Raw genomic sequence first — 23661 nt, 5'->3', positions numbered from 1 at the left:
GGTGAAAATAAGTGGATAACGTAAAACACATTTCGGTTCGATCACTACTATCTGAAGCATTATTAATAGATAGTATTGTGGCGGATAAGGTAGACATTCAAAAAATAAGGCGTGATATTCACGCCCATCCAGAATTAAGTTACGATGAACAGCGTACCTCTCAGCTAGTAAAAGAACAATTAAAAGCTTTGGGTATTACTGTGTACAGCGGTTTTGCGAAAACGGGTTTGGTGGGTGTTATAAAAGCCGGTCAATCTAAACGCGCAATCGGTTTACGTGCCGATATGGATGCCTTACCCATCCAAGAACATAATCATTTTTCTCATCAATCTAAGTATGCCGGAAAAATGCACGCGTGTGGACATGATGGGCATACAGCCATGTTGCTAGCGGCAGCTCGCTATTTGTCTAAGCAGCAGAATTTTGATGGTAGTGTTTATTTTATTTTTCAACCAGCAGAAGAAGAGGGGGCTGGTGCTCAAAGCATGATTAAGGATGGATTATTTGAGAAATTTCCGATGCAGGCCGTATTTGGTATGCATAACTGGCCAGGTTTGCCTGTAGGGCAGTTTGCAATTAGTTCGGGTCCAGTTATGGCCTCTAAAAATACTTTCCGTATTGTTATTCGAGGAAAAGGGTGTCACGCGGCATTGCCACATTTAGGCTTGGATCCAGTCCCTGTTGCCGCGCAAATTATTTTAGCGTTGCAAACTATCTTAACGCGCAATGCTAATCCCTTGGCTAACGGCCTAATATCGGTTACTCAGGTACATGCTGGTAGTGGAGCAACCAATGTGATTAGCGATAGTTGTGAATTAGCGGGTACTGTAAGAACTTTCTCAGATGACTTGTTAAATTTAATTGAACAAAGAATGTATGAAATAGTGCAACATACCTGTTTGGCATATGGTATGGAAGCCGAGTTTGAATTTAATAAGGATTACCCCGCCACTATTAATCACGAACAGGCAGTAGCAATATCCAGACGCGTCATGGTAAACATTGTAGGAGAGGATCAAGTCATTGCTCAATCAGCTACTATGGGTGCAGAAGATTTTGCCTTTATGTTGCAAGAGGTGCCAGGTAGCTATTGTTTTATTGGTAATGGAGAGGGTGATCATCGCAATCTTGGGCATGGCGCGGGTCCATGTAGCTTGCATAATGCCAGTTACGATTTTAATGATGATATTTTGCCGTTGGGTGCAACTTATTGGGTAAGATTGGTTGAAGCTTATTTAGCGGCAGAATGAAAAGTCATCAAGGTATTTATGATATTTTATTTAAATACTGTTTATTGGTAAACACATCAATCGGGTTCTCGCAAAAGTCTCCTGAATGATTAAAGCATCAACACTGGCTCGATGCCTGGTAAGAGCAAGATCTTTAATCACTTCTTGTTTTATGTTTGACCAGATTGACATCTGTGACTCATTGAGTATCATTTCCAATGCGCTAATACTAAATTTTGGAGAGAAGCCGGATTGATAAAATAATTCCAGCATCCAGGGTTTATCGACCACCCAACAATCACTGTATACCGTTTGATCTTTTAGAAACTGATTAAGTTCTTCGGCAACTGTCGTGATTGGTTTGCCATATTCTAATAGTTTATCTCGACTGATGCCGTGAATGACTTCTGCTTTTTCATCCCAGTGCTGCCATTCAGGGGCTGGGTTAATTAAAGAACAATACTTAAGACCATTGCTCAGTATTACACCCACTTCAATAGGGTAACTGTGGTTGCCAAATCCAGAAGCTTCAAAATCGATGACATTCGGTCGGTAATTTTTTGATTGCATCGGTATCGTTTCTAGGGGGTTAATTGCGATTCCACATAGAACACATCCTTGAAGATAAGGTCGTGCTACAGCAACAAGGATGCACTTACAATTTGTTAGTGGTTCCCGGCACTAAAAACTATACGTTGATAGTGGCTAAAATTTAATACATCAAATTTGGATTTTGGCTTCAGCGTATGCAGCAGAAAATATAGTCAATATTTCTGCTAACCTGCTGACCCCAAAATCCAAGTCTACATTTACATAAAGCTATAAAATTTAGGCACAAACTTTCTCAATTTTAGCCAAAATACCGTTAGCATCCAGTCCACATAAAGCCAATAGCTCTTCGCGACTACCTTGTTCTACAAAGTGCTTTGGTAAACCAATGTTCAAAACTGGCATTAGAATTGCCTGTTCTTGCAAGAATTCGTTTACAGCGCTTCCTGCTCCACCTGCAATAACGTTTTCTTCAACCGTAACCAGTACGTCATGGCTTTTTGCCATATCCAAAATCAACGCCTCATCCAGTGGTTTAATAAAGCGCATATTGACAACCGTGGCTCCTAGTTTTTTACCTACATCCAACGCTGGTGTTACCATAGAACCCCATGCCAGAATAGCAATCCGTCCACCAGCATGTTTGATTTCTGCTTTGCCTATAGGCAAAGCAGTCAATTCTTTGCTAACGTTAGCGCCGGGGCCTTTCCCTCTAGGGTAACGCACCGAGGCTGGACCCGCATAATTAAAACCGGTAGTCAGCATTTGTCGGCATTCATTCTCGTCAGCGGGTGCCATAATTAACATGTTTGGAATACAGCGCATATAGCTATAATCAAAACTGCCGGCATGTGTTGGACCATCGGGGCCGACTAAGCCCGCTCTATCCAGAGCAAACAAGACATCAAGATTTTGTAAAGCCACATCATGAATCAATTGATCATAAGCGCGTTGTAAAAATGTTGAATAGATGGCTACTACCGGTTTAGCGCCCTGGCAAGCTTGACCCGCTGCCAAAGTTACCGCATGTTGTTCCGCAATTGCCACATCAAAATATCGTGTTGGAAAACGTTGTGAAAACTCAACAAGACCAGAACCTTCACGCATAGCCGGTGTGATACCGAGTAAACGTTCATCCTTTTCCGCCATATCGCAGAGCCAGGTACCAAATACCTCAGTATAACTAGGATGTTTGGAGGCGGCAGCTTTGGGAAGGCAATCTAGACTGGGGTCAAAGGCTGGAACACCGTGATAAGCTAATGGATCTTTTTCGGCCGGAGCGTAGCCTTTACCTTTTTTAGTGACTACATGTAAAAATACAGGACCAGAAAGATCCTTTAGATTTTCCAATGTTGCCACTAGCCTGTCTACATCGTGACCATCAATAGGGCCAAAATAATTGAAGCCTAATTCCTCAAATAAAGTACCGGGTACAATCATACCCTTAACATGTTCCTCGGTTTTGCGTGCCAATTCCCAAACACTAGGCATGCTGCTGAGCGCTTTTTTACTTTCTTCCCGTACCGAGGAATAGAGTTTACTTGACAATATTTTAGTCAAATAGTTATTCATTGCACCCACGGGCGGCGAAATCGACATATCATTATCATTCAATATTACCAAAAGATTGGCGTTAACATCACCAGCGTGATTCATGGCTTCAAAAGCCATGCCGCCTGTAATACTGCCATCACCGATAATAGCGACCATTTTTTTATCTTCACCGCGTAACTGCGACGCAATAGCCATGCCCAGTGCTGCGCTGATTGAAGTACTGGAATGTCCAACTCCAAACGCATCATATTCGCTTTCAGCTCGACAAGGAAACGCCGATACACCGCCAAACGTACGGATTGTATGCATGCGTTCTTTACGCCCAGTCAAAATTTTATGCGGATATGCCTGGTGACCAACATCCCATACTAATTGATCATTTGGCGTGTCAAACACATAGTGTAATGCCACTGTTAATTCCACTGTACCCAAGCCAGCAGAAAAATGTCCGCCTGATATGCTGACGGTGTGCGTTAGGAAAGAGCGCAGTTCATCGGATAAATCTTTAAGCTTATCTTTGCCGAGCGCACGAACATCAGCCGGGCTACGAATGTCTTTCAGTAATGGGTAATCTTGTGTCTTTTTCATAAAATCAGTACAGGGGTTCGCGATAGAACATCAGGATGACGCCTATTTGAAACAAGGCGAACACTGAAATAAAACCGGCAACGTTTTTGCCGGGTGAGTCGAGCTTAAGTTCTAGCCAGCGTCCGCAGGCCAAAATTAAAGAAAATACACCCATCATGGTGTGACCAACTTGAATAAGAAAGGCAGACTTGGGTTCAAAACCTACATGAGAATGAGCCAATAACATCATGCCACCAAATGCGGCTAATATTGGGAAAGCATAAGGTAAAGCCTGATTATGTCCATTAATTCGAGCACGAACTTCCAGTAGACCTAAACCAAAAACTAAAAATGTAGCAATACGGTGTTGTAGAATTTCACCATTGTTGAAAGTGCTTTCCCAAAAGCCTAGTGGTCCAAGCGGCCAACTCTCTGCATCGCTTCTAAAGAACAGAAATATTCCCAAGGCCATAAAGCCAATGGGCCAGTATTTAGCCCAACTGAAACGAGGGAAATAAGACAGCATGGCAAAAAAACTCATGGTGGTTAAAAAAATACCGGCAATGTTATGATTATAATCTGACCACGCTGTGGCTGCTTCTGATGGTATTTGTCCAACAATAGCCACTCGACCGGCTTCTCCAGCAATCAATGCTTCATGTGTTGGAGATTCCCAGCGAGGCATACGTGGAGCAAACATATTGAGTACTTCTTCAAAGCTTGCTGTTAAATGTGGTATGTCAACTGCAGGTGGTTGAGAAGCCAAACTGGCTGCTGTAAATAATATGGTCAGTAAGATTAATGTTTCAACTTCAATATAATACGGAACTCGGGTAGTCAGTACATAAAGGCTACGATTTTCAAAATACGAGTTGACAGCCTGTCTATTTAAATAGGCAAACCCCAGAGCCAGGCACATCATAATCACTTTAACCATTAACAGATTGCCATAACCTGCACCCACTAATCCTTTAAAGCTTGCAATGTTATACCAAGCTAGCGGCGTTCCAGTTGCCAGAAGTATTAAAACGGCGGCGATACCTAACAGCGAAAAGCGTTTTAGCAACAAAGGCCACAGCTCAATTGCGATAGAATTATGTTTTTTCAGACGCCAAATTGATAATAATTGAAAAATTCCACCCACCCAAATTGCTGCGGCTATTTGATGAGTAACAGTAAGCGTCATCAAAAATTCCCTATCCTCTAAACGACTGGCACCATGTACTAACCAACCGCCAGAAATAACTAAGGGTAATATAATGAGTGTGGATATCTGCCAATAAAGTTTTGAACGCGTATTGCTTTTCAAGAACTGTCTAATAAATACGGCCAATACAAATGCAAGACTCGCTCTGAGCAAACCTGCTTGGAACTGAACGGTATTAAAGAAAGCAGGGAAAGGAGATTTACCCAAAGTGGCTACCATTAACCATATTTTTAAGCCTATTTGCGTAATCTGAGTAATGGTAAGCGCTTTACTGCCAAAATGAATCAGGTTGACTGTGTTATTAAGCAAGGTATTATTGTAATGCGTACCGTCTTGCCAAGGCCGCAATACCAATAAACCCCATATTAAACCGCCCACGACAATAGAGTAAAAAGTCAGGTCTATTCCACCAATCAGTGAATCCAGATAATTAGCTATACCTTCCATAAAATTCACTGACCTGTTTTGCGGACAAAGAAACGCAACAGGTCTTCGCTGAGATGACCATCAGCCGCAAATATTTTCAGTTTGATCGCGTATTCGCCCTCAGGTAAAGCGGGCAGAGATAAAATAACTTGTCCTGGTTTGGTTCCTGGTGTTGCAGTAATCACTTCCATTTTATCGCCACTTCTGACCAGAAAAACTTCTGATAAATCCAGTTCAACTTTCGAATTAAAAGATAATTCGACTTGGCTGGCTAGATTGAGTGGTACTGGTTTCAGTTTTAGCGAATTGTGTGTGACCACTGCATGACTATGGGTTGAGAAGCTAGCCAATAGAAACAGTATAAAAAAAATAAATTTTAAGTAGCTCATTTTAGGAATCATTTTCTATTTTTAAGTGCATGTCCAGCCAGATTTTTACCCAGCGTCCAGATTGACCCAGTCACTTGGTGGGTATCCGCAATGGTTTTATCTAACGAGTTAATTATCCAGTTACGATCTTTTTCGGTCAGGTTCAGAGGCGGTAAAAGTTTCACGACATTCATGCCATGTCCGGCAACTTGACTAAGGATGCGGTGTTCTTTAAATAATGGAATTGTAATCATTTGGCAAAAAAGGCCTTTGTTAGCGGCTTCCAGCATTGCCCAAGCAGCTTTAAGCGATAAACTTTTTGGCGATTGAAACTCAATCGCAATCATTAAGCCTTTGCCTCGTGCTTCTTTTAGAAACTCATATTGATTCGCACTATTATTTAAAGTAGAGATAATATCTGTACCAATTTTGGCACTATTCTCAATTAGATTTTCATTGCGTAGGACTTCCAGCGTTGCTAGACCTGCGGCCATAGCCATATTGTTTTTGGAAAAAGTGGAACCGTGTACGACAGCTCTATCCATTCGATTGAAAACGCTTTCCATGATTTTGGTCGTCATAGCAACGCCTCCAACAGGAATAAATCCTCCCGAAAGTGCCTTAGCCATTAAAATCATGTCAGGTTTTACATTCCAATGATCAATTGCCCAAAATTTGCCTGTACGACCAATTCCGCACTGAATTTCATCAGCAACAAATAAAGTGCCGTATTTACGACATAAACTTTCAACTCCGCTAAGATAATCATCGTCAGGTAAGTTAACGCCCTTTCCTTGTATAGGTTCGACAATGAACGCTGCAATTTGTTTGCTGCTTAAGGCTTGTTCCAACGCAGATAAATCATTGAAAGGAATTGAAATGCAGTCAGGCAATAAAGGTCCAAACCCTTCACGAAAAATCTCTTCTCCATTCATTGAGAGTGAGCCCATAGTCAGGCCATGAAAGCCATGATCACAGTAGACAATTCCGGAACGTTTGGTGGTATAACGAGCAAATTTAATAGCCGCTTCAACTGCTTCTGTACCCGAGTTACAAAAAAACATTTTGTCTAAATTTTCTGGAGTTGTCGCAAGTATTTCCTTTGCTAACAAGCCGCTCAGTAATGAAACATCCATTTGTACTAAGTTTGGCAATTCCAGTGTCAAGGTTTCCTGAAGCGCACTGATAACCGTTGGATGATTACGCCCAATTGCAAACACGCCAAAACCACTCAATAAATCCAGATATTCATTGTTATCTTGATCGTAAAGATATTGACCGATAGCTTTTTTGTAATTTCTGTCGAAACCTATAGTGCGTAATACCCGTACCATTTGATGATTTAGATATTGCTCATGTAAGTCAAATTTTCTGTCGAAATTTTGTGAAAAAAGTTCGGCAATGCTAAAAGACATATAACACCTCGTGTGTGATTTGCTTATTGACGAAATTAATCTGGAAAATCTCCAGAATTGTGTTGATTAACGTCAATAAAAAATTGCTATAAAATTGGCTATATTTCAAAACGGATTAATGTTTTTTGACTATATAAAATATATATCTAACAGGTTTTTAACAGTCTAATACTGCCATTCAAACTCTGATTAGCAGTGGATACTCGTTTTTTAACTACCGTCAGGATGCCATGCATAATATTTTAAGCAATCAATAGAGCAAATAAAGGCTTTTTAATAAAAGTTTAACTATAAAATGTCAAATTCTGTTGATGCTGTCGTTTGATGGTTAGTAACAGTATTAACATTTAACTATTTAAAAAACAATTTATTACATTAATTAGTGTTTTTAATTATTGTATGCCAACCTGTTTTTTGAAATTAATAATATCGTTAAGTTGATGAGCAATAATTTTAAGTGTTTTTGCGGCCGCGTTAAAGTGTAAACCTAGTTTGATTAAGCCAGGAATTTCACTCGGATGCCTTAATATATATCGCAATAATTTATCAATTTCTACATGGCCTTCCGTATTTAAAGAGTTCACAACAGCAAGTGGCAAATTCATATCGACAGGGTCAGCGATGGCGCGTATCGCTAAACAGGGTATGTTGCTCCGATTCGCTGTCTTAAATACCGCGACCGTTTCCATATCCAAAGCAAGGGCGCGAGTTTCCTGATGAATGCGCTTTTTTTTCATGCTAGAGCCGACGATAACACTGCTTTCAACTAATAAATCTGTTATCAATCTCATCCTATTTGTTAATAATATTTGCAGATGTTGTAGCCATTCTTTGTCAGCATCTAAAATCTGTTTTTGCTCAGAAAGCACTTGTTTGGGAATAAACAAATCACCCGGTTTTAACTCATCTGATAATCCAGCGGCACATCCCCAGCTAATCAGCGCTTTGGCTCCTTTGCTGACTAATAAATTCGCCGCACTTTCCGCATTAGTGGCTCCAGTCCCAGCATAAGCAACAAGAATGTTGTCGTTGAGGGCTGTATATCCACCCCGCAGCAATTTAATCTTGGTCAGAGTGGCCAATTCTTCAGGCAATGCGACTACTATCCCAACTATCCAGCGTGTTTGGGCGTTTTGGTTTATATTCACTGCTTAATGAGTTCGTTACGGTATCTTGCTAGTGCCCAAAGCGGGAAAAATTTATCATAGCCATGATATTTTAAATAAAAAACTTTCGGAAATCCGGGAGCGGTAAAACATTTATCTTCCCAAACACCATCGACTTGTTGAGTGCGTAAAATAAAATTAATCCCTGCTTTTACTTCAGCACTATTCACTTCACCGGCAGCCAATAGACCCAAAATTGCCCAGGCAGTCTGGAATGCGGTACTAAAATGATACTGACCACGATATTTCTTATCATCATGATAGCTCAGATTGTCTTCACCCCATCCACCATCTTCACGTTGTACGCTTTTCAGCCAAGCTACAGCTTTAGTGTACATAGGGTCCGATTTAGGGATATTGGTTTGTTCCAAACTCATAAGTACGGACCATGTGCCATAAATGTAATTGGTGCCCCAACGACCAAACCAGGAACCATCTGTTTCTTGATCTTGGCGAATGTAATTAATGGCTTTGTCTAATGCCGGTAGATACTCTTGGTGATCTTTGGCTACTCTAGCCATGAGCATGGCGCAGCGTGCGCTGACATCAACGGTTGGTGGATCAAGAAGCGCACCGTGATCAGCAAAAGGAATTTCATTCAGATAATAATAGGTATTATCAACATCAAAAGCGCCAAAGCCGCCATTTTCAGATTGCATTCCCGCTATCCATTGAGTGGCTCTATGGATAGATTCGTCAAGATCCGGCAAATTGGAATCCGCCATGGCAAAACCGACTACAGCAGTGTCATCTACATCAGGATAATGTGGGTTAGCAAATTGGAATGCCCATCCACCACCGTTTAAATGTGGGCGACGCACACGCCAGTCGCCGGGTTCATCGGAAAGCTGTACACTTTTTAGCCAGTTATGCGCTTTGGTTAAGCTGCTCCGGTTGGCAGTTTTGTCGGCTTCCTGTAAAGCCAGTGATGCTAATGCGGTGTCCCAAACAGGTGAAAGACAAGGTTGGCAATAAGCGTCAGTTTCGTTAATCACCAATAGTTTATCAATAGCTTTACGTGCTGTAACAACATTGGGGTGATCTTTGGGGTATCCAAGTAACAATAATGCTTCATAGGCATTTATCATGGCAGGAAAAATAGCCCCCAGCCCGTCTTCACCGTTCAGTCTTTCTGTAAACCAATCCAGTGCTTTCTGAATGGCTAGGTCATGCATGCGTTTTGGAATAAGTGGTTGGGTAATACGTCCAAGCTTATCCAAGCCTAAAAACATTTTGTTAAGTAAAGTGCGTTCAGGAAAGTAATGTTGCTCTTCGTTAGGATGGATAACAAATAACTCAAGCACATTCACTTTATGTGGGTTTTTGGCTTTGGCTTGCAGGCTGCAAAGAATAAATAAAGGTACCATAACGGTACGTGACCAATAGGATACTTTATCAAGATGGAATGGAAACCAGCTAGGAAACAGCATGATTTCTACGGGTATATAAGGAACACCTCGCCAAGGAAGCTGTTCGAAAATGGCGAGTGCTATACGAGTAAAAACATTTGCACGCGCGGCACCACCCTGGCTGAGTATCCAATTTCTAAGTTTACTCATGTGCGGGGCATTTATGTCATCGCCTGCCATCTTTAAAGCATAATATACTTTAACGCTGCAGCTTATTTCACCGGGTCCGCCAGTAAATAAGGGGTAACTTCCATCTTCTGATTGGCGGTTACGTAAATAAACAGCCATTTTAGCTTGTAATTCTACGTTAATATCGTCCAGATAATGCATCATCATGATGTATTCTGCCGGAATCGTGCAGTCTGCTTCCAGTTCGAACACCCAATAACCCGCAGGGTTTTGCAAGCTTAGTAATTTTGCTTGTGCGCGTTCGATAGCCGCATTTAATGAGCTAAGTGCATTCTTCTGTGCGGTATTGTTTTGAGTTGAGTTTTGGCTGTTAGTCTCTACTTGGGCTTCAGTAAACATGGAGATTCCTTATTGTCCAGTATGTAATAGGGGTAAATACTGCCAGCCCGGGGTTTTAAGATTGCGGCTGGCCAGTTTAAAGAATAGTGACAGTAATAAATTGCTGCGCGCACTGAGCTTGCTAATAATGATGGTGGCTTTAACACTATTCCGGCTGATTTTGACCTGGCGCGATTCGTTAAAATCGAGATTGTCATTAATTTTTTTCAAAGTCAGAATGGCCATGCCTAACGCCCACAGGCAAAAATTTCGAATACCCGTTTCATGGCTCGGCAATAATTGGGTGTATGTCAGTGCGTTTTGCAGGTGTTCGTGCGCAATACCAATTAGGTGCTTTAGACCCTGCTGAAAATTTTTATTTTGTGTGGATGGGCTAAGTTCGGATAGATTAAAACCCGTTTCAGTGAAAATATCTTGCGGTAGCCAGCAAACTCCACGTTTAGCATCATCCCAAATGTCTTTAAGAATATTGGTCATTTGTAAACCTTGACCAAATGAAACAGAAAGTTTCAATAGTTCTTCACGGTGTTGGTTTATTTCTTCGGAATAATGGCAGAATAGTTTTGCCAGCATTTCACCCACGCAGCCAGCAACGTAGTAGCAATAATCATCCATGTCCTGTAATGTTTCTAATCCAGCGTGTAAATCCATCGCTTGATAGACAGGCATACCATTAGCCATGGTTTCAACACAAGCGACTAAGGCATCAATTTGAACTTGATCCAGCGAGTGGGTGATTGCGATGACTCTGGGTATTAAATGAATCAGGGTGTGTTCGGCCGGTATGGTCTGGTCGGAAAGCAAAGGAGCCAATTCTGAAGCAAATAGTTGCGTACGCTCACCTGTTCTGACGATGTCGATAAAATTTCTGCAAAAGTATTTTTTCTGCTCGGGTGACAAAGATACTTCATCTTCTATGGTGTCGACAATTCTGCAAAGTAAGTATGCATTCGCAACCGCTGTATATAAAGCAGCAGGTAATTGCGGTATGGTTAATGCAAAAGTGCGCGACACACCTTCAAGCAGCACTGCCTGAAACTCGTCGTCAGCAAGTTGTGCGAGAGATTCTGGGTTTTCGATTAAAGGCGACTGTCCAATCATAGGGCTAAGGTAAAAACACTGTTACAAGATTGCGGTAATAATAGACTGTTTGTTGGTATTTTGCAAAGGGGTGTTGCTCAATTGCAAAAAACAATAGAAATCGTTAAATGATTCGCTGGATTGAATTGAATTTATTTTTATAAAGTCTATTTAAAACATTGAGTTATTTTTTGTTTTGTGAGGTGGTTTAGATGTGTGCATTATCTAGATAATTGTCGGTTTTTATAAAATAAACGATGGCTAATGTTGTTTTTTTCTGTTAAATGCTGGAGTGTTATAAAAAAAAGTAGTATTCTTACCACATATGAAATTGTTAACGCCCTCCTAATCACCAAAATACTGAGTGTTTAGACGGGCTGTGCAATTAAAAATTCGGTTTTTGTGAGCATGTGATGTTGTTTTTTGGCAACATGCCCATCAATTTTAAAGTATGGTTATTGGAGAATGAGTCTGTGAGTGTTCCTTTACGTCAACAAATTGCAGTAGGTAGTTATTTAATCAAGCAAAAGCTTAAAGGTGTAAAAAAGTATCCACTGGTACTGATGCTTGAGCCGCTATTTAAATGTAATTTGGCATGTGCGGGCTGTGGAAAAATTGATTACCCTGATGATGTTCTTGATAAACGTTTAACTGTTCAGGAATGTCTTGATGCGGTTGATGAGTGTGGTGCTCCCATGGTATCCATTCCCGGTGGAGAGCCGCTCATTCACAAAGAGATGCCGCAAATTGTTGAAGGTATTGTTGCCAGAAAGAAATTTGTGTATCTCTGTACTAATGCCTTGTTACTCAGAAAGAGAATTAATGACTATAAGCCATCGCCTTATTTAACTTTTTCCGTACATTTGGATGGTAATCAACACAGACATGATACTTCGGTGTGTCAAGAAGGGGTGTTTGATATTGCAGTAGAAGCTATTAAGCTCGCCTTGGACAAGGGTTTTCGAGTTACGGTAAATTGCACACTTTTTCAAGGTGAAACACCAGAAGAAGTGGCTGATTTTCTAGATTATGTCACCGAATTAGGTGTTGAGGGTGTAACAATTGCTCCAGGTTTTAGTTATGAGCATGCACCTAGACAGGATGTATTTATAAAAGGCATCGATGTTAAAAATCTGTTTCGCGGCATTTTTAAATTAGGTAAAAATCGCAAATGGAAGCTGAATCATTCTTCGCTTTATTTAGATTATCTAGCCGGTAATCAAAGCTATGATTGCACGCCTTGGGGCAATCCAACTCGAAATGTATTTGGATGGCAAAAACCTTGTTATTTGTTGGCTGATGAGGGTAGTGCAAGTTCCTTTCAAGCATTATTAGATGAAACTCCCTGGGATAAATACGGCACGGTTAAAAATCCTAAATGTGCAAATTGTATGGCGCATTGTGGCTATGAGGCTACAGCTGTTGAAGATACTTTGGCTCATCCTATAAAAGCTTTATTATCAAGCTTGCGTGGTCCTAAAACTTCGGGTGAGATGGTCGCAGAAAAAAAACCGCAGATTTCAAGCGTACCTAAAAGAACCACCATTAGCGATATTCCTGTCAAAATAGAACCTTGAAAGTTCGGGTTAAGATGGATACTCATTCAATGAGGTTTTAAAAAATGTTTAAAAAAGTATTGACTAGTTTGGTGTTACTCTTCTGTGTAACCGTTACATCAAGTTCATTTGCAGACGAACTTTCTGCTCGTCAGGTGGTTGATGATTTTCAAAATGAGCTTCTGTCTGTAATGAAGCAAGGTAAGGAGTTAGGTTTTAAAGGGCGTTATGACAAATTGGATGTTGCCGTCAGAAAAAGTCACGACTTGCCCAAAATTGCACGTATTGTAGTGGGTAAACAATGGGAAGAATTATCTGCAGAGCAGCAAATAACGCTGGAAAAGGTATTTAGTCAACTCAGTATTTCCGCCTATGCGCATAATTTTAAAGAATATACAGGTGAATCGTTTACATTCGTTTCTGAAGAAGAAACGGGTCGTGGTGGCGTAGTAATTCACACCAATTTGCATATACCGAATGAAAAAGATGTTAAATTTGATTATATGATGAAGAAAAAAGATGATGGATGGCGTATCATCAACATCATTGCCGATGGTGTAAGTGATTTGGCATTGAAACGTTCTGAATATACCAGTGTGTTAAGTAAGGATGGTTTTGATGTGCTAATTGCTAAAATCACGGAAAAAATTAATAATTATGCTGCACAATAAATTTCTGGATTGAGTTAATGCTGACTGGCAAACATTTTTTTGCAGCTAAAATGACTGCTTTATTGGTTACTACATTCTTGTTCACTGGATGCGCAAATACTGAGCCGCGTCAGGCTGTTGGAGAAGAGAGTGCGTTACCCGAAACTAAATCCATGCAAAAATCGGAAGTTGATCCTTATGAAGGATTTAACCGTAACATGTTTAGTTTCAATGATCATCTTGATGACTATGTAGCTAAACCTATTTCTGATGTGTATGTTTGGGCTACGCCAACGTTTCTAAAAACGGGTGTCAGTAATTTTTTTAGCAATCTTAAAGATATTAATGTTGTATTAAATGACAACATGCAAGGAAAATTTCAGCAAGGCGCTGAAGATGTCGGACGTTTTGTTACCAATTCCACGTTAGGTTTTTTTGGTTTTATAGATGTTGCAACCGATTTAGGCTTGTCAAAACATGAAGAAGATTTCGGACAAACATTAGCCGTATGGGGTGTTCCGCAAGGTGCTTACCTGGTATTGCCGGTACTTGGTCCAACAACGGTAAGGGGGCTGCCAGCGGGCGTTTTTGACGTGGCTGCAAATCCAACAACCTATATTGGTATGCCCGTGCAATTGGTGTCTATGTTAAATACGCGCGCTAATGCAGATGGCGCATTAAAATTCATTGATGAAGCGGCAATTGATCCTTATGTTTTTACGCGTGAAGCCTATTTGCAAAATCAAAAGCATTTGATTACCGATGGGCAAAGTAAAACAAATGTGGATATTTTACCTTTAGAAGATGATTTATTGAGTGATGTGGACGCCGCTGAGAGTAAAAACAAAAATACAGTTTCCACTACAGCTGGTCTAGCAGGTAATAAATTGCCTGGTGGGCAAATCGATGCGGTTAATCAGAGTTTGGAAAATGCTGTAACTGCGTTGGATAAAGCAAATACATCTTTGGAAGAAACATCTGCTAAAGTAGATAAGTTAAAGAAAAAGCGTCGTTTTAAAAGACGATAAACTAGGTGTTTGTAGTACCCAACCGTATTTAAAAAAGCAACAAACTTGAGTTTTTCGCAGGAGAGTTTCTATTAAGATTTAGGAATGTCTCCACAGTGTCATTTGATGGAATACCCATCTCATGGGGTTTCCATCAAATACTTTAAAATCAATAATGTAGCAGAGAATGAACTTCGTAATTTTTTAGTTTGTCTCGACCCAATAAAAAATCTAGTTCAACAACAAAAGCACAGGCTACAACAGTGGCGCCTAGCTTTTCAATTAACTCACAACTGGCTTTGGCTGTGCCGCCAGTGGCCAGTAAATCATCAATTAATAATACTTTATCCCCGCTATCAACTGCGTCAATGTGTATCTCTAGTGATGCAGATCCGTATTCTAAGTCGTAAGATACACTTTGCACATCATAAGGTAATTTGCCAGGTTTTCTTAGTGGAATAAACGGAATTCCCAGCTCCCAGGCAACTAATGCGCCAAAAATAAATCCACGTGCTTCCATGCCTGCAACAGCAGTAATATCGCGACCTAGGAATGGGTGAATTAACTGATGAATAGCTAGACGACAGGCAGCAGGGTCTTTTACGATAGGTGTAATATCTTTAAAGATTATGCCTGGTTTTGGGAAGTCAGGAATATCCCTGATTTTTTCTCTTAATCTGTCCATGGTACTTAGCTCTATAGTGTGAAATACTATTGCGATGTTTAATTGCTGCGTTCGATTATGTACAGGGATAAATCGCGTAATAAATCGGCTTCACTTCCAAAACTTTTTAAACACAAGATGGCTTGTTCATGTAATTCTAATGCTTTTTGTTTAGCACCAGCCATACCTAATAAAGCAGGGTAGGTCGGTTTGTCATTATGCATATCTTTGCCTTGGGTTTTGCCCAGGGTAGCAGTGTCGCTCTCCACATCTAGAATGTCATCCTTCACTTGGAAAGACAGGCCGATACACTTGGCATAATGATCAAGATGAGTGCTAATGGCAGGGTCGAGGTCAGCTTTTGCTATGGCAGCCAGATTGACACTGGCGCGTATTAATGCGCCCGTTTTATGGATGTGCATGTTTTCAAGTTCGGGCAGGTTTAGCTTAGTACCGACAGCCGCCAGATCAATAGCTTGGCCGCCGACCATGCCTTGCGTACCACTGGCTTTACTCAAGGTAGCAATCATTTTTAAGCGAGCAGTATCATTAGCTTTTATAGTGGGATCGTAACTAAGTATTTCAAAAGCCAGTGCCTGTAATGCATCGCCAGCCAGAATGGCTGTGGCTTCGTCAAAGGCTTTATGGCAAGTGGGTTTGCCACGGCGCAAATCGTCATTATCCATGGCTGGCAAATCGTCATGAATCAGTGAATACACATGAATAAATTCCACCGCACAAGCGAGTGCGTCTAAACTATCCTCATGGATACCCAAAGCTTGGCCTGTTGCGTAAGTGAGTAAAGGGCGAGTACGTTTACCGCCGTTTAAGACACTGTAGCGCATGGCCTGATGAAGTTTTTGCGGTAAAATATGATCAGCGGGTAGTCGCGCATCGAGTGCTTTTTCGACACGTTGCTGACAGCTAATAAGATAAGATTTAAGGTTGTTCATCGTTAAAGGGCTCCAGAGTTTGTTGGCCATTTTTTTCTAACAAAATTTGTACTTTCTGTTCTGCTTCCTGCAATGCCTGTTGGCAGGTACGAGTCAAGTTAATACCCCGTTCGAAGGCCTTTAGAGATTCCTCCAGTGAAATATCCCCCCGTTCCATTTGCTCAACGAGTTTCTCAAGTTCTTGCATGGCATCTTCAAACAATGATGGACTTTTCTTTCTGGACATAAGTGGGTACAGAGCTAAAATTAGCCAGCTATTATAGTATGAAATGAGGGTACTAATAAGAAGTTGTTGATGATTTTTATACTATGACTTTTAATTCGGCCTAATTTCTTCCAAGTTCATCTTGCATTGAAAACGTCAAAAAACCAGGGGCAACTTACGCCCCTTTTTTAATTTGGTTGTTTATGCAATCTGCTGAGGGGTGATTTTTGAAATGCCCACTGCTGCCCGTAAAGTTTGGATAAACGGTAGGCTAATTGTGCGAGCTTTTTCAGCGCCCTCTTGTAACTCCTGTTCAATGTGCTCAGGTGCTTCTAATAAGGCTTCATAGCGTTCACGAGCGGGAGCAACTTCTTCATTAATTTTCTCGAATAACACTTGTTTCATTTCTCCCCAGCTGATGCCTTCGGCGTAACGTGTGCGGATGGCTTCAATTTCATGATTATTGGCGAAAGCTTGATACAGCCCAAATAGGGTACAGTTTTCAGTTTCTTTGGGTTCGCCAGGCTCTAATGAATTGGTTTTTATTTTATTGATCAGCTTACGCAGTTTTTTCTCTGGCTCAAATAATGGAATAGTGTTGTTATAACTTTTACTCATTTTTCGACCATCTAAACCCAGAATAGTTGAAGCATTCTCATCTAACACTGCCTCGGGTAACTGGAAATGTTCGCCATATATATGGTTGAAACGGCTGGCAATATCTCTTGCCATTTCGATATGTTGAATTTGGTCTTTGCCAACAGGTACTTTATTAGCATTGAAGAGTAGAATGTCGGCAGCCATTAATATAGGGTAGCTAAATAAACCCATGGTGACGCCTTTGTCGGTATCGCTACCTTCTACTTCCTCATTCTCTGCCACGGCAGCTTTGTAGGCATGCGCACGATTCATCAGTCCTTTTGCTGTGACGCAGGTCAACATCCAAGTCAGTTCCATAATTTCCGGTATATCGGATTGCCTATAAAAAATGGCATTTGAGGTATCTAAACCTAATGCTAGCCATGTGGCAGCAATTTCCAGACTCGATTGTTTTACTCTTGCAGGTTCATGGCATTTAATCAGGGCATGATAATCAGCCAGGAAATAAAATGGCCTGACATTTTTGTTCTTACTGGCCTTGATAGCTGGGCGAATTGCACCCGCATAATTTCCCAAATGAGGAGTGCCGGTTGTGGTTATGCCGGTAAGAACGATGGAATGATTAGTCATACTTATATCGGGGTAAGCGCTAGATGGAAGGTAATGAAATTTTGAATATTTTACAGCAGCAACGAGTTGTAAAGGAAATAGCTGTTTTAAAAACGGTCAACATTACCCAGTAAAGTGTGTTTTTAATTGTAATAATGCAATATTAGCATAAAGCCTACACTATAAGTATGCGAAAGCAAGAACGCTAATGCTCTGTGTAAGGTTTAGTTCAAAATGGAAATGCTAATTTGGCGTGCGACATAATCACCTGCACTATAGCTATCATATTGGCTAAGCGATGTAACCTTATAGATGTTGCCAGTTTTGTTTCCTTCGGAGTAACTCGTGCTAGTACACGTTAAGGTAACCGGAAAATTACTCAAACCAGTAAAGGTCATGGGATTTTGCGCAGTGATTTGTGTGCAGTTTCCACCATTGCTGATAGTGGCCAGCGACCATTCAATACCTGCCCGTGCGGCTTGGTAACTCCTTGCGCCCAACAAAGCATAACTGACCGTTTCTTTTTGCAGGCCACTCAGTCGTACCATGTAAATACCGAGTAAACCAATGATAACCAGAAAAAAAATAGCCATGAAAAGGGTGAAGCCGCGCTGTTGATTCATGGAGCGTTATCCACAGGTATTTGGTGCAGTAAGTTACTGGTTGCGCCGTAGCCATCAACCAGAGCAATATTTAGAGTAACAAGTCCTGAACGGCTGGATGAGCCTGACACATAGGAGAATAAACAATTACTGATGCTGTTGGCTTGAATTTGCCCGACAGCATTAGTGGGAGGGACGTTTTGAGTGGCTGAAATGGTATAACCAGAATAACGAAGCAATTGCCCGGCTACCAAGTTGCAAGCATAGGTTATTGGTGTGTCAACAATAAAAAATCGTTGCTGAGGGGATGGCATGGGAAATTGCGTGGGGCTGGTTAAAACTATACTTGTGCTAGTGGAGTTGTTACTGAGTGAGGCTATATTGGTGCCTGCGTAGGCATTGGCTGTTAATTCATTTAGATTATAAACGACTACAGAGCCAGTAGGGGCGGCACTAAGGCTCCCAATCACATCAAAACTACTGTCGGCACTCGTAAAGTCAAGAATATTACCTGTACCCGTACTAGTGAGATATGCACGATAGCGACCACCATCGCTGGTGTGTAAAAATTCTATAGCCGTTCCGCTATTGATAATGCGGATGCTATTCGGTAAAGCTCTGCGAATGTCTCTTTGCATCATTTGCAATGCAGATTCAGCATTATCAATGAGTGTGTTACGGCTTTGCAGATTCAGGTAACTATTAACGGGCAAGGTAAGTATTTTAGTAGTTAACGAGCCGAGTACACCGATAATCACAATCACTGTGATTAGTTCAATGAGTGTAAAGCCAGACTGGTAATTCGACATTTCAGTAACTCGCACGATATCCAACCAGTGTCACCAGCGTGTTTCCTGGGCCGCTAACACTGACGGTAATTTGTTTTGCAAGAACTCCGCCATTGAGCGTGACAGGCGTTGAAACACTGACAGACACAGAATATGCGGATAAATTGCTAATGCTAGTGCCTTGTTGAGTTTGTGGTGGAGAATTGGTCAAATTATTGTAATTATCAACATTATTGTAGGTAGCGCGAATGTTGCTTGCGGTACCGCTGTAACTTTGTTGCAGAATTTCGTCCATATAAGACTCGGCAAGTGCGATAGCCTGATGAGTGACAATTGGATCGGCGCTGTGGCGATTGGTGATATTCATTACCGAGAACAGGCCAACTATGGTAATGCTGATAATCATCATCGACATTATCAATTCTATCAAGGTAACGCCGTTTTGGTGACGCATCAGACTAAGGCGCATACACGAAGCCCGTTGCTTGCTGTATGTTGATGGTTTGGCTGCCCACAGTGACGCTTGCAGTACTCGAAGCATTGCCATAAGCCTGGAAGAAAATATATTGGGCAGTGGATGTTAAACTAATACCGGAAACGCTATTTTGATAGCTGGTTTCACTCGTGCCAGGCCTGCTCACGGCTAGTGTAAAATCCGTGTTAGTCGTCGATGTACATTTGCTGCGATCAGTAAGGGCAGGTCGCAGTAGTGTAAATTGGTTACCTGTAATTTGCACCATCACATTACAGGATGTCGCTACCGCTAGCTTTTCAGCATAGCGGATAGCGTTCAACGTATCATCAAACAAAGTACGTTGCTGGTAAACCGAATAGTTAAATAATTTGGGTAGAGCAGTTGCTGAGAGCACACCCACCATGATGATGATGACTATCAGTTCTATTAGGGTAAATCCATTCCTATTTAATGACTGTTTTTGAAAATTCACTCTTAAAATAAATGCAAAAACGGGTTTAACTGACAAATTAGGCGCGCATTAGCAACCACTAACGGTGTATGTAGCAAGCCCTGTGGCCACGGTGTATAAAACGTTGCAATTTGCTGAAGTTGGACTATTGGTATAAGTCCAGGTGACCGTGCTTGCGCCGGTAAGTGTGGTTGGCGTTGTTGCATAATCGGAGCTGGCAGTTACCATGGCGACTATACCTACAGCGGTGGGTGTGCCACTTGCCACTGTAACTGCTACCGAAGTACCGTCAGAAGTGGTGATGCTGGTGGCGGTGAGATTGCCTGAAGCCAGATAGGTGGATTGAGCAATGGCTACCGCACTTTGTACCGCACCAGCCAGTGCTTTTACGGACGCTGTTCTAGCCTGAGTACCCAAATTAACAAATTTAGGTAGTGCTGTTGCTGCCAGTATACCCAGTATTACAATAACCATGACTAGCTCAATTAATGTGAAGCCTGATTGTTTGTTGTGGTTCATTTATCACCTATTGTAGATATTTAATTTTTTGTACTATGAGATTTTAATCGATTTCTAGCAATTACATGCATTTAACCATATTCATCGAATTGCCTCAAATTAAATGTAACCGAAAAGGTGCTTAAAAAGGTATCGATGCCTCACATTAATGGTAACCGAAAAGAAGCGGATTACCACAATGGGCAAACAGGCACGCAAAGCATATTTAGAAGCAATCCTAAAGCGTTATCATCAAAGCGATAAGCTTGGAAAACAAGCGATTTTAAACGAATTCTGCGAGGTCTGTGGTTATGCCCGCAAGTACGCGATCCGCTTGTTAAATCGCAAATTAGAAAAAGCGCCGCCACGCAAACGACCGGGAGCTAAACCGAAATACCAAGCAGATCAACTCATGGAACCCTTGCGTCGAATCTGGTTTGCGATTGACCAAGCTTGTGGCAAACGATTAAAGGCCGCGTTACCGGATTGGTTGCCACACTATGAAGCCTACTATGAACCACTGCCAGAAACGGTTCGTGCCGATTTACTCAAGATTTCGGCAGCGACTTTAGATCGGTTGTTAAAGCCTTTACGCATCAGGCATCCCAAAGGATTATCCGGCACTAAACCAGGAACCTTGTTAAAGAATCAAATCCCGATTCGCACCCACCACTGGGATGAGACGCTACCTGGCTTTATGGAAGCCGATACGGTTGCCCATTGTGGGAACACGTTATTAGGGGATTTTGTATGGAGCTTGACCATGACCGATATAGTGACCGGTTGGACAGAATGCCGCGCAACCTGGAATAAGGGCTCTCATGGCGTACTGGAACAAATTCAGGCCATTGAGTCTCTCTTGCCATTCCCCTTGCGCGGATTCGATTGCGATAATGGTTCTGAATTTTTGAATCACCATTTAGTCCGCTATTTCACCGATCACCCCGGCAAACCGGCTTTTACTCGCTCTAGGCCTTACAAGAAAAATGATAATGCCCATGTTGAACAGAAAAACTGGACTCACGCCAGACAGCTCTTTGGTTATGATCGTCTTGGCAATCCCAAGCTCGTAGCCTTAATGAATGACGTTTATAGCTCGCTTTGGTGTCCTTTGCAAAACCACTTTTGCCCGAGCTTAAAATTGAAAGAGAAACATCGTCATGGCGCAAAATACGTTAAAAAATATCACCAACCGCTCACACCTTACCAACGTATTCTGCATCATCCGGAAATTCCAGAAGCGACTAAAATCGCTTTAAAAGAACAACATGATCAACTTAATCCATTTGCAATGAAAGCCACTATTGAGCAACAATTAAAGATCATTTTTTCACATGTCTCGGTTACACCTAATGTGAGGCATCGTATCTGACCTTTGGGTTACCTTTTTCTATGAGGCAATGCGTCATTAAGGATAATATTAACAGATTCCTTTAGTACCAGTGCCAGTTATCCTGTTTATGGTTATAGGTATAGCGTCACAACATCGTAAACTAAATCACCCAATAGTTGCTTGAATTGTAGACTATACTAGTAGACATACAACAGTTATATGCAAACTACCGAATACGTTTACTATTACGCCACTTACAATTATTCATTAGCATGACAATACGTACTTTTATATTTTGTGATATTTGTAATCCGCAAGGCTTAAGATCTATCGAGTACCGTAGAACGACTCGATTAGACGAGCGTTCTGGTCGCCGCATTAGTGATGGCAGGGCTTGGCTGGAAGCCTCACTGGATCAGTCTCTGGATAAATCTGGCTGGGTTCGCACCGCGGACGGATTACATCTTTGCCCACGTTGTCAAACATTACATTCGTCGAATTAATAACAAAGCAACCGTTTTGCTGACGACCAGTACTTTTATACCCGTTGGTTAATGCATGGCTGAAGAGATATTCCACATTGGTAGGAAAATACCTAAAGCCAGAATTAAAACCATCAGTCCGATGATAATAATCAAAATGGGTTCGATAGCCGTGGCCAGATTTTTAAGCAAGGCATCAATTTCACCTTCATAAAATTCAGCGGCCTCTGCCAGCATATCTGAGATATTGCCGGATTCTTCACCTACTAGTAGCATTTGAATAACCAATGGCGGAAACAAGCCAATGTTTTTCGCCATACGGCTAATACTATCTCCTTTTTCGATGCCTATTCGCATACGTTGTAATTTGCTGCTAATGTATTCATTACCTACCGAATTAGACACAATAGCAATGCCTTGTATGAGTGGTACACCCGCTTGCATGATCATCGCAAAAGAGCGACAAAAGCGTTCCATGGTGGCATCCGTAATAATGTTGCCAATCAATGGCAATTTCAGCATTAACCAGTGCCATTGCAATTTACCTTGTGGGGTGCTGATAAATTTGCGAAGAATCAGTAATATTGCCAATAAGCCGCCTAGGAGATAGGGCCAGTAGTTGACGGTAAAATTGGAAATAGACATTAATAATCGCGTTTGCCATGGTAATTCGGCACCTAATTTATCGAATACACCTTTGAATGCAGGGATAACATAAATATTAACCACCACCATGGCAATACTAATAGCTGCAATGACCATCATAGGATAACGAAAAGCTGACTTTACCCGGCCCTGAGTTTCTTTTTCACGATACAGATAATGGCTAATTTGATTAAATGCCTGCTCAAGTCCTCCAGTCGTTTCGCCTACATTAATAATACTGATCAAAAGTAGCGGAAATATTTTGGGGTGCTGGGCAAGAGCTTGCGATAAAGTTTGTCCGGCTTCAAGTCGTTGCGAAATATTCTGTAGTGCTTGTTTCATGGCAATGTTGCGATTGGACTCGGCCAAACTGATAATCGCTCGGGTGATAGGTACACCTGCTTTAGTCAGACTGTACATTTGCCTACTGAAAAGAATCAGATCGTTAGTGTCTATATTACGTAAAGCTTGCCAATAGTTAAGTTGCTCCAATAAATCTTTGCTGTCTTTAATTTGTTCAATCGTAATCGGAATCTGTCCACGATTATGTAATGTCTGTGCCACTAATTGTGTCGATTCAGCTTCCAAGGTGCCAATAACTAGCTTTCCAGCGCTATTTCGGGCTTTGTAGTGGTAATTAGTCAT

The 23661-nt window shown here is 41.4% G+C and carries 24 protein-coding genes; 6 read left to right on the top strand and 18 right to left on the bottom strand.

Annotated elements, in window-relative coordinates; translation table 11 throughout:
- The first annotated feature begins 11 nt into the window (after positions 1–11).
- A complete protein-coding gene (locus ABH008_RS20070; protein WP_347987386.1) occupies positions 12–1250 on the top strand; it encodes a M20 aminoacylase family protein in 1239 nt (412 codons plus the stop codon).
- A 30-nt stretch (positions 1251–1280) separates the two neighbouring features.
- On the opposite strand, the gene ABH008_RS20065 is transcribed toward ABH008_RS20070, so the two are convergent.
- From ABH008_RS20065 to ABH008_RS20030, 8 genes are all read right to left on the bottom strand, one after another.
- Complete coding sequence (locus ABH008_RS20065; RefSeq protein ID WP_347987385.1) at positions 1281–1799, bottom strand: hypothetical protein; 519 nt, start codon at positions 1797–1799, stop codon at positions 1281–1283.
- Positions 1800–2057: 258 nt separating this feature from the next.
- Positions 2058–3920 (bottom strand): 1-deoxy-D-xylulose-5-phosphate synthase, encoded by a 1863-nt coding sequence (dxs, locus tag ABH008_RS20060; RefSeq protein WP_347987384.1) that lies wholly within the window; start codon positions 3918–3920, stop codon positions 2058–2060.
- Positions 3921–3924: 4 nt separating this feature from the next.
- Positions 3925–5553 carry a CopD family protein gene (locus ABH008_RS20055; protein ID WP_347987383.1) on the bottom strand — a complete coding sequence of 543 codons (1629 nt, stop codon included), beginning with the start codon at positions 5551–5553 and terminating at the stop codon, positions 3925–3927.
- Between the two features lie 5 nt (positions 5554–5558).
- A complete protein-coding gene (locus ABH008_RS20050) occupies positions 5559–5921 on the bottom strand; it encodes a copper resistance CopC family protein (RefSeq protein ID WP_347987382.1) in 363 nt (120 codons plus the stop codon).
- Positions 5922–5929: 8 nt separating this feature from the next.
- A complete protein-coding gene (locus ABH008_RS20045; protein WP_347987381.1) occupies positions 5930–7315 on the bottom strand; it encodes an aspartate aminotransferase family protein in 1386 nt (461 codons plus the stop codon).
- A gap of 392 nt (positions 7316–7707) precedes the next feature.
- A complete protein-coding gene (locus tag ABH008_RS20040; RefSeq protein WP_347987380.1) occupies positions 7708–8463 on the bottom strand; it encodes a phosphorylase in 756 nt (251 codons plus the stop codon).
- On the bottom strand, positions 8460–10418 hold the full coding sequence (gene shc, locus ABH008_RS20035) for a squalene--hopene cyclase (protein ID WP_347987379.1): 1959 nt from the start codon (positions 10416–10418) through the stop codon (positions 8460–8462). The genes ABH008_RS20040 and shc overlap by 4 nt, the downstream gene beginning before the upstream one ends.
- 9 nt (positions 10419–10427) lie before the next feature.
- The gene (locus tag ABH008_RS20030; RefSeq protein WP_347987378.1) at positions 10428–11519 is read right to left on the bottom strand and encodes a phytoene/squalene synthase family protein; all 1092 of its coding nucleotides are present in this window, start codon (positions 11517–11519) and stop codon (positions 10428–10430) included.
- A gap of 452 nt (positions 11520–11971) precedes the next feature.
- On the opposite strand from ABH008_RS20030, the gene hpnH reads away from it, so the two are divergent.
- From hpnH to ABH008_RS20015, 3 genes are read left to right on the top strand one after another with little or no spacing between them, the layout of a single operon-like run.
- A complete protein-coding gene (gene hpnH / locus ABH008_RS20025) occupies positions 11972–13075 on the top strand; it encodes an adenosyl-hopene transferase HpnH (protein WP_347990002.1) in 1104 nt (367 codons plus the stop codon).
- A gap of 44 nt (positions 13076–13119) precedes the next feature.
- A complete protein-coding gene (locus ABH008_RS20020; RefSeq protein WP_347987377.1) occupies positions 13120–13725 on the top strand; it encodes an ABC transporter substrate-binding protein in 606 nt (201 codons plus the stop codon).
- Between the two features lie 17 nt (positions 13726–13742).
- On the top strand, positions 13743–14732 hold the full coding sequence (locus tag ABH008_RS20015; protein WP_347987376.1) for a VacJ family lipoprotein: 990 nt from the start codon (positions 13743–13745) through the stop codon (positions 14730–14732).
- Positions 14733–14880: 148 nt separating this feature from the next.
- On the opposite strand, the gene ABH008_RS20010 is transcribed toward ABH008_RS20015, so the two are convergent.
- From ABH008_RS20010 to ABH008_RS19970, 9 genes are all read right to left on the bottom strand, one after another.
- Positions 14881–15396 (bottom strand): adenine phosphoribosyltransferase, encoded by a 516-nt coding sequence (locus ABH008_RS20010; protein ID WP_347987375.1) that lies wholly within the window; start codon positions 15394–15396, stop codon positions 14881–14883.
- Between the two features lie 38 nt (positions 15397–15434).
- Positions 15435–16328, bottom strand: a complete 894-nt coding sequence (ispA, locus tag ABH008_RS20005; RefSeq protein WP_347987374.1) for a (2E,6E)-farnesyl diphosphate synthase — start codon at positions 16326–16328, stop codon at positions 15435–15437.
- On the bottom strand, positions 16315–16554 hold the full coding sequence (locus ABH008_RS20000) for an exodeoxyribonuclease VII small subunit (RefSeq protein ID WP_347987373.1): 240 nt from the start codon (positions 16552–16554) through the stop codon (positions 16315–16317). Before ABH008_RS20000 ends, ispA begins: the two co-directional genes overlap by 14 nt.
- A 180-nt stretch (positions 16555–16734) precedes the next feature.
- Positions 16735–17763, bottom strand: a complete 1029-nt coding sequence (locus ABH008_RS19995) for a tryptophan--tRNA ligase (protein WP_347987372.1) — start codon at positions 17761–17763, stop codon at positions 16735–16737.
- Between the two features lie 203 nt (positions 17764–17966).
- Positions 17967–18365, bottom strand: coding sequence for a hypothetical protein (locus ABH008_RS19990; RefSeq protein ID WP_347987371.1), 399 nt, complete (start codon positions 18363–18365; stop codon positions 17967–17969).
- On the bottom strand, positions 18362–19153 hold the full coding sequence (locus ABH008_RS19985) for a type II secretion system protein (protein ID WP_347987370.1): 792 nt from the start codon (positions 19151–19153) through the stop codon (positions 18362–18364). The genes ABH008_RS19990 and ABH008_RS19985 overlap by 4 nt, the downstream gene beginning before the upstream one ends.
- A 1-nt stretch (position 19154) precedes the next feature.
- Positions 19155–19601 carry a prepilin-type N-terminal cleavage/methylation domain-containing protein gene (locus ABH008_RS19980; RefSeq protein WP_347987369.1) on the bottom strand — a complete coding sequence of 149 codons (447 nt, stop codon included), beginning with the start codon at positions 19599–19601 and terminating at the stop codon, positions 19155–19157.
- Positions 19591–20079: a type II secretion system protein gene (locus ABH008_RS19975; RefSeq protein ID WP_347987368.1), complete on the bottom strand. Its 489-nt coding sequence runs from the start codon at positions 20077–20079 to the stop codon at positions 19591–19593. The genes ABH008_RS19980 and ABH008_RS19975 overlap by 11 nt, the downstream gene beginning before the upstream one ends.
- A gap of 48 nt (positions 20080–20127) precedes the next feature.
- On the bottom strand, positions 20128–20577 hold the full coding sequence (locus ABH008_RS19970; protein WP_347987367.1) for a type II secretion system protein: 450 nt from the start codon (positions 20575–20577) through the stop codon (positions 20128–20130).
- A 178-nt stretch (positions 20578–20755) separates the two neighbouring features.
- Between ABH008_RS19970 and ABH008_RS19965 the strand changes: the two genes are divergently transcribed.
- The gene (locus ABH008_RS19965; protein WP_347987366.1) at positions 20756–21928 is read left to right on the top strand and encodes an integrase; all 1173 of its coding nucleotides are present in this window, start codon (positions 20756–20758) and stop codon (positions 21926–21928) included.
- Positions 21929–22161: 233 nt separating this feature from the next.
- Positions 22162–22392 carry a hypothetical protein gene (locus ABH008_RS19960; protein ID WP_347987365.1) on the top strand — a complete coding sequence of 77 codons (231 nt, stop codon included), beginning with the start codon at positions 22162–22164 and terminating at the stop codon, positions 22390–22392.
- A 48-nt stretch (positions 22393–22440) separates the two neighbouring features.
- Here the strand turns inward: ABH008_RS19960 and ABH008_RS19955 are convergent, their stop codons facing one another.
- Positions 22441–23661, bottom strand: coding sequence for a type II secretion system F family protein (locus ABH008_RS19955; RefSeq protein WP_347987364.1), 1221 nt, complete (start codon positions 23659–23661; stop codon positions 22441–22443).

This window comes from Methylomonas sp. AM2-LC (genome assembly GCF_039904985.1).
Classification (GTDB): Bacteria; Pseudomonadota; Gammaproteobacteria; order Methylococcales; family Methylomonadaceae; genus Methylomonas.
This window is presented reverse-complemented; position numbering and strand designations above follow the sequence as displayed.

Coding starts and splice junctions, on each gene's coding strand:
- ABH008_RS20065 (WP_347987385.1), bottom strand. CDS start 1,799: ATGCAATCAAAAAATTACCGACCGAATGTCATCGATTTTGAAGCTTCT.
- dxs (WP_347987384.1), bottom strand. CDS start 3,920: ATGAAAAAGACACAAGATTACCCATTACTGAAAGACATTCGTAGCCCG.
- ABH008_RS20055 (WP_347987383.1), bottom strand. CDS start 5,553: ATGGAAGGTATAGCTAATTATCTGGATTCACTGATTGGTGGAATAGAC.
- ABH008_RS20050 (WP_347987382.1), bottom strand. CDS start 5,921: ATGAGCTACTTAAAATTTATTTTTTTTATACTGTTTCTATTGGCTAGC.
- ABH008_RS20045 (WP_347987381.1), bottom strand. CDS start 7,315: ATGTCTTTTAGCATTGCCGAACTTTTTTCACAAAATTTCGACAGAAAA.
- shc (WP_347987379.1), bottom strand. CDS start 10,418: ATGTTTACTGAAGCCCAAGTAGAGACTAACAGCCAAAACTCAACTCAA.
- ABH008_RS20030 (WP_347987378.1), bottom strand. CDS start 11,519: ATGATTGGACAGTCGCCTTTAATCGAAAACCCAGAATCTCTCGCACAA.
- ABH008_RS20020 (WP_347987377.1), top strand. CDS start 13,120: ATGTTTAAAAAAGTATTGACTAGTTTGGTGTTACTCTTCTGTGTAACC.
- ABH008_RS20015 (WP_347987376.1), top strand. CDS start 13,743: ATGCTGACTGGCAAACATTTTTTTGCAGCTAAAATGACTGCTTTATTG.
- ABH008_RS20010 (WP_347987375.1), bottom strand. CDS start 15,396: ATGGACAGATTAAGAGAAAAAATCAGGGATATTCCTGACTTCCCAAAA.
- ispA (WP_347987374.1), bottom strand. CDS start 16,328: ATGAACAACCTTAAATCTTATCTTATTAGCTGTCAGCAACGTGTCGAA.
- ABH008_RS20000 (WP_347987373.1), bottom strand. CDS start 16,554: ATGTCCAGAAAGAAAAGTCCATCATTGTTTGAAGATGCCATGCAAGAA.
- ABH008_RS19995 (WP_347987372.1), bottom strand. CDS start 17,763: ATGACTAATCATTCCATCGTTCTTACCGGCATAACCACAACCGGCACT.
- ABH008_RS19990 (WP_347987371.1), bottom strand. CDS start 18,365: ATGAATCAACAGCGCGGCTTCACCCTTTTCATGGCTATTTTTTTTCTG.
- ABH008_RS19985 (WP_347987370.1), bottom strand. CDS start 19,153: ATGTCGAATTACCAGTCTGGCTTTACACTCATTGAACTAATCACAGTG.
- ABH008_RS19980 (WP_347987369.1), bottom strand. CDS start 19,601: ATGCGCCTTAGTCTGATGCGTCACCAAAACGGCGTTACCTTGATAGAA.
- ABH008_RS19970 (WP_347987367.1), bottom strand. CDS start 20,577: ATGAACCACAACAAACAATCAGGCTTCACATTAATTGAGCTAGTCATG.
- ABH008_RS19965 (WP_347987366.1), top strand. CDS start 20,756: ATGGGCAAACAGGCACGCAAAGCATATTTAGAAGCAATCCTAAAGCGT.
- ABH008_RS19960 (WP_347987365.1), top strand. CDS start 22,162: ATGACAATACGTACTTTTATATTTTGTGATATTTGTAATCCGCAAGGC.
- ABH008_RS19955 (WP_347987364.1), bottom strand. CDS start 23,661: ATGACTAATTACCACTACAAAGCCCGAAATAGCGCTGGAAAGCTAGTT.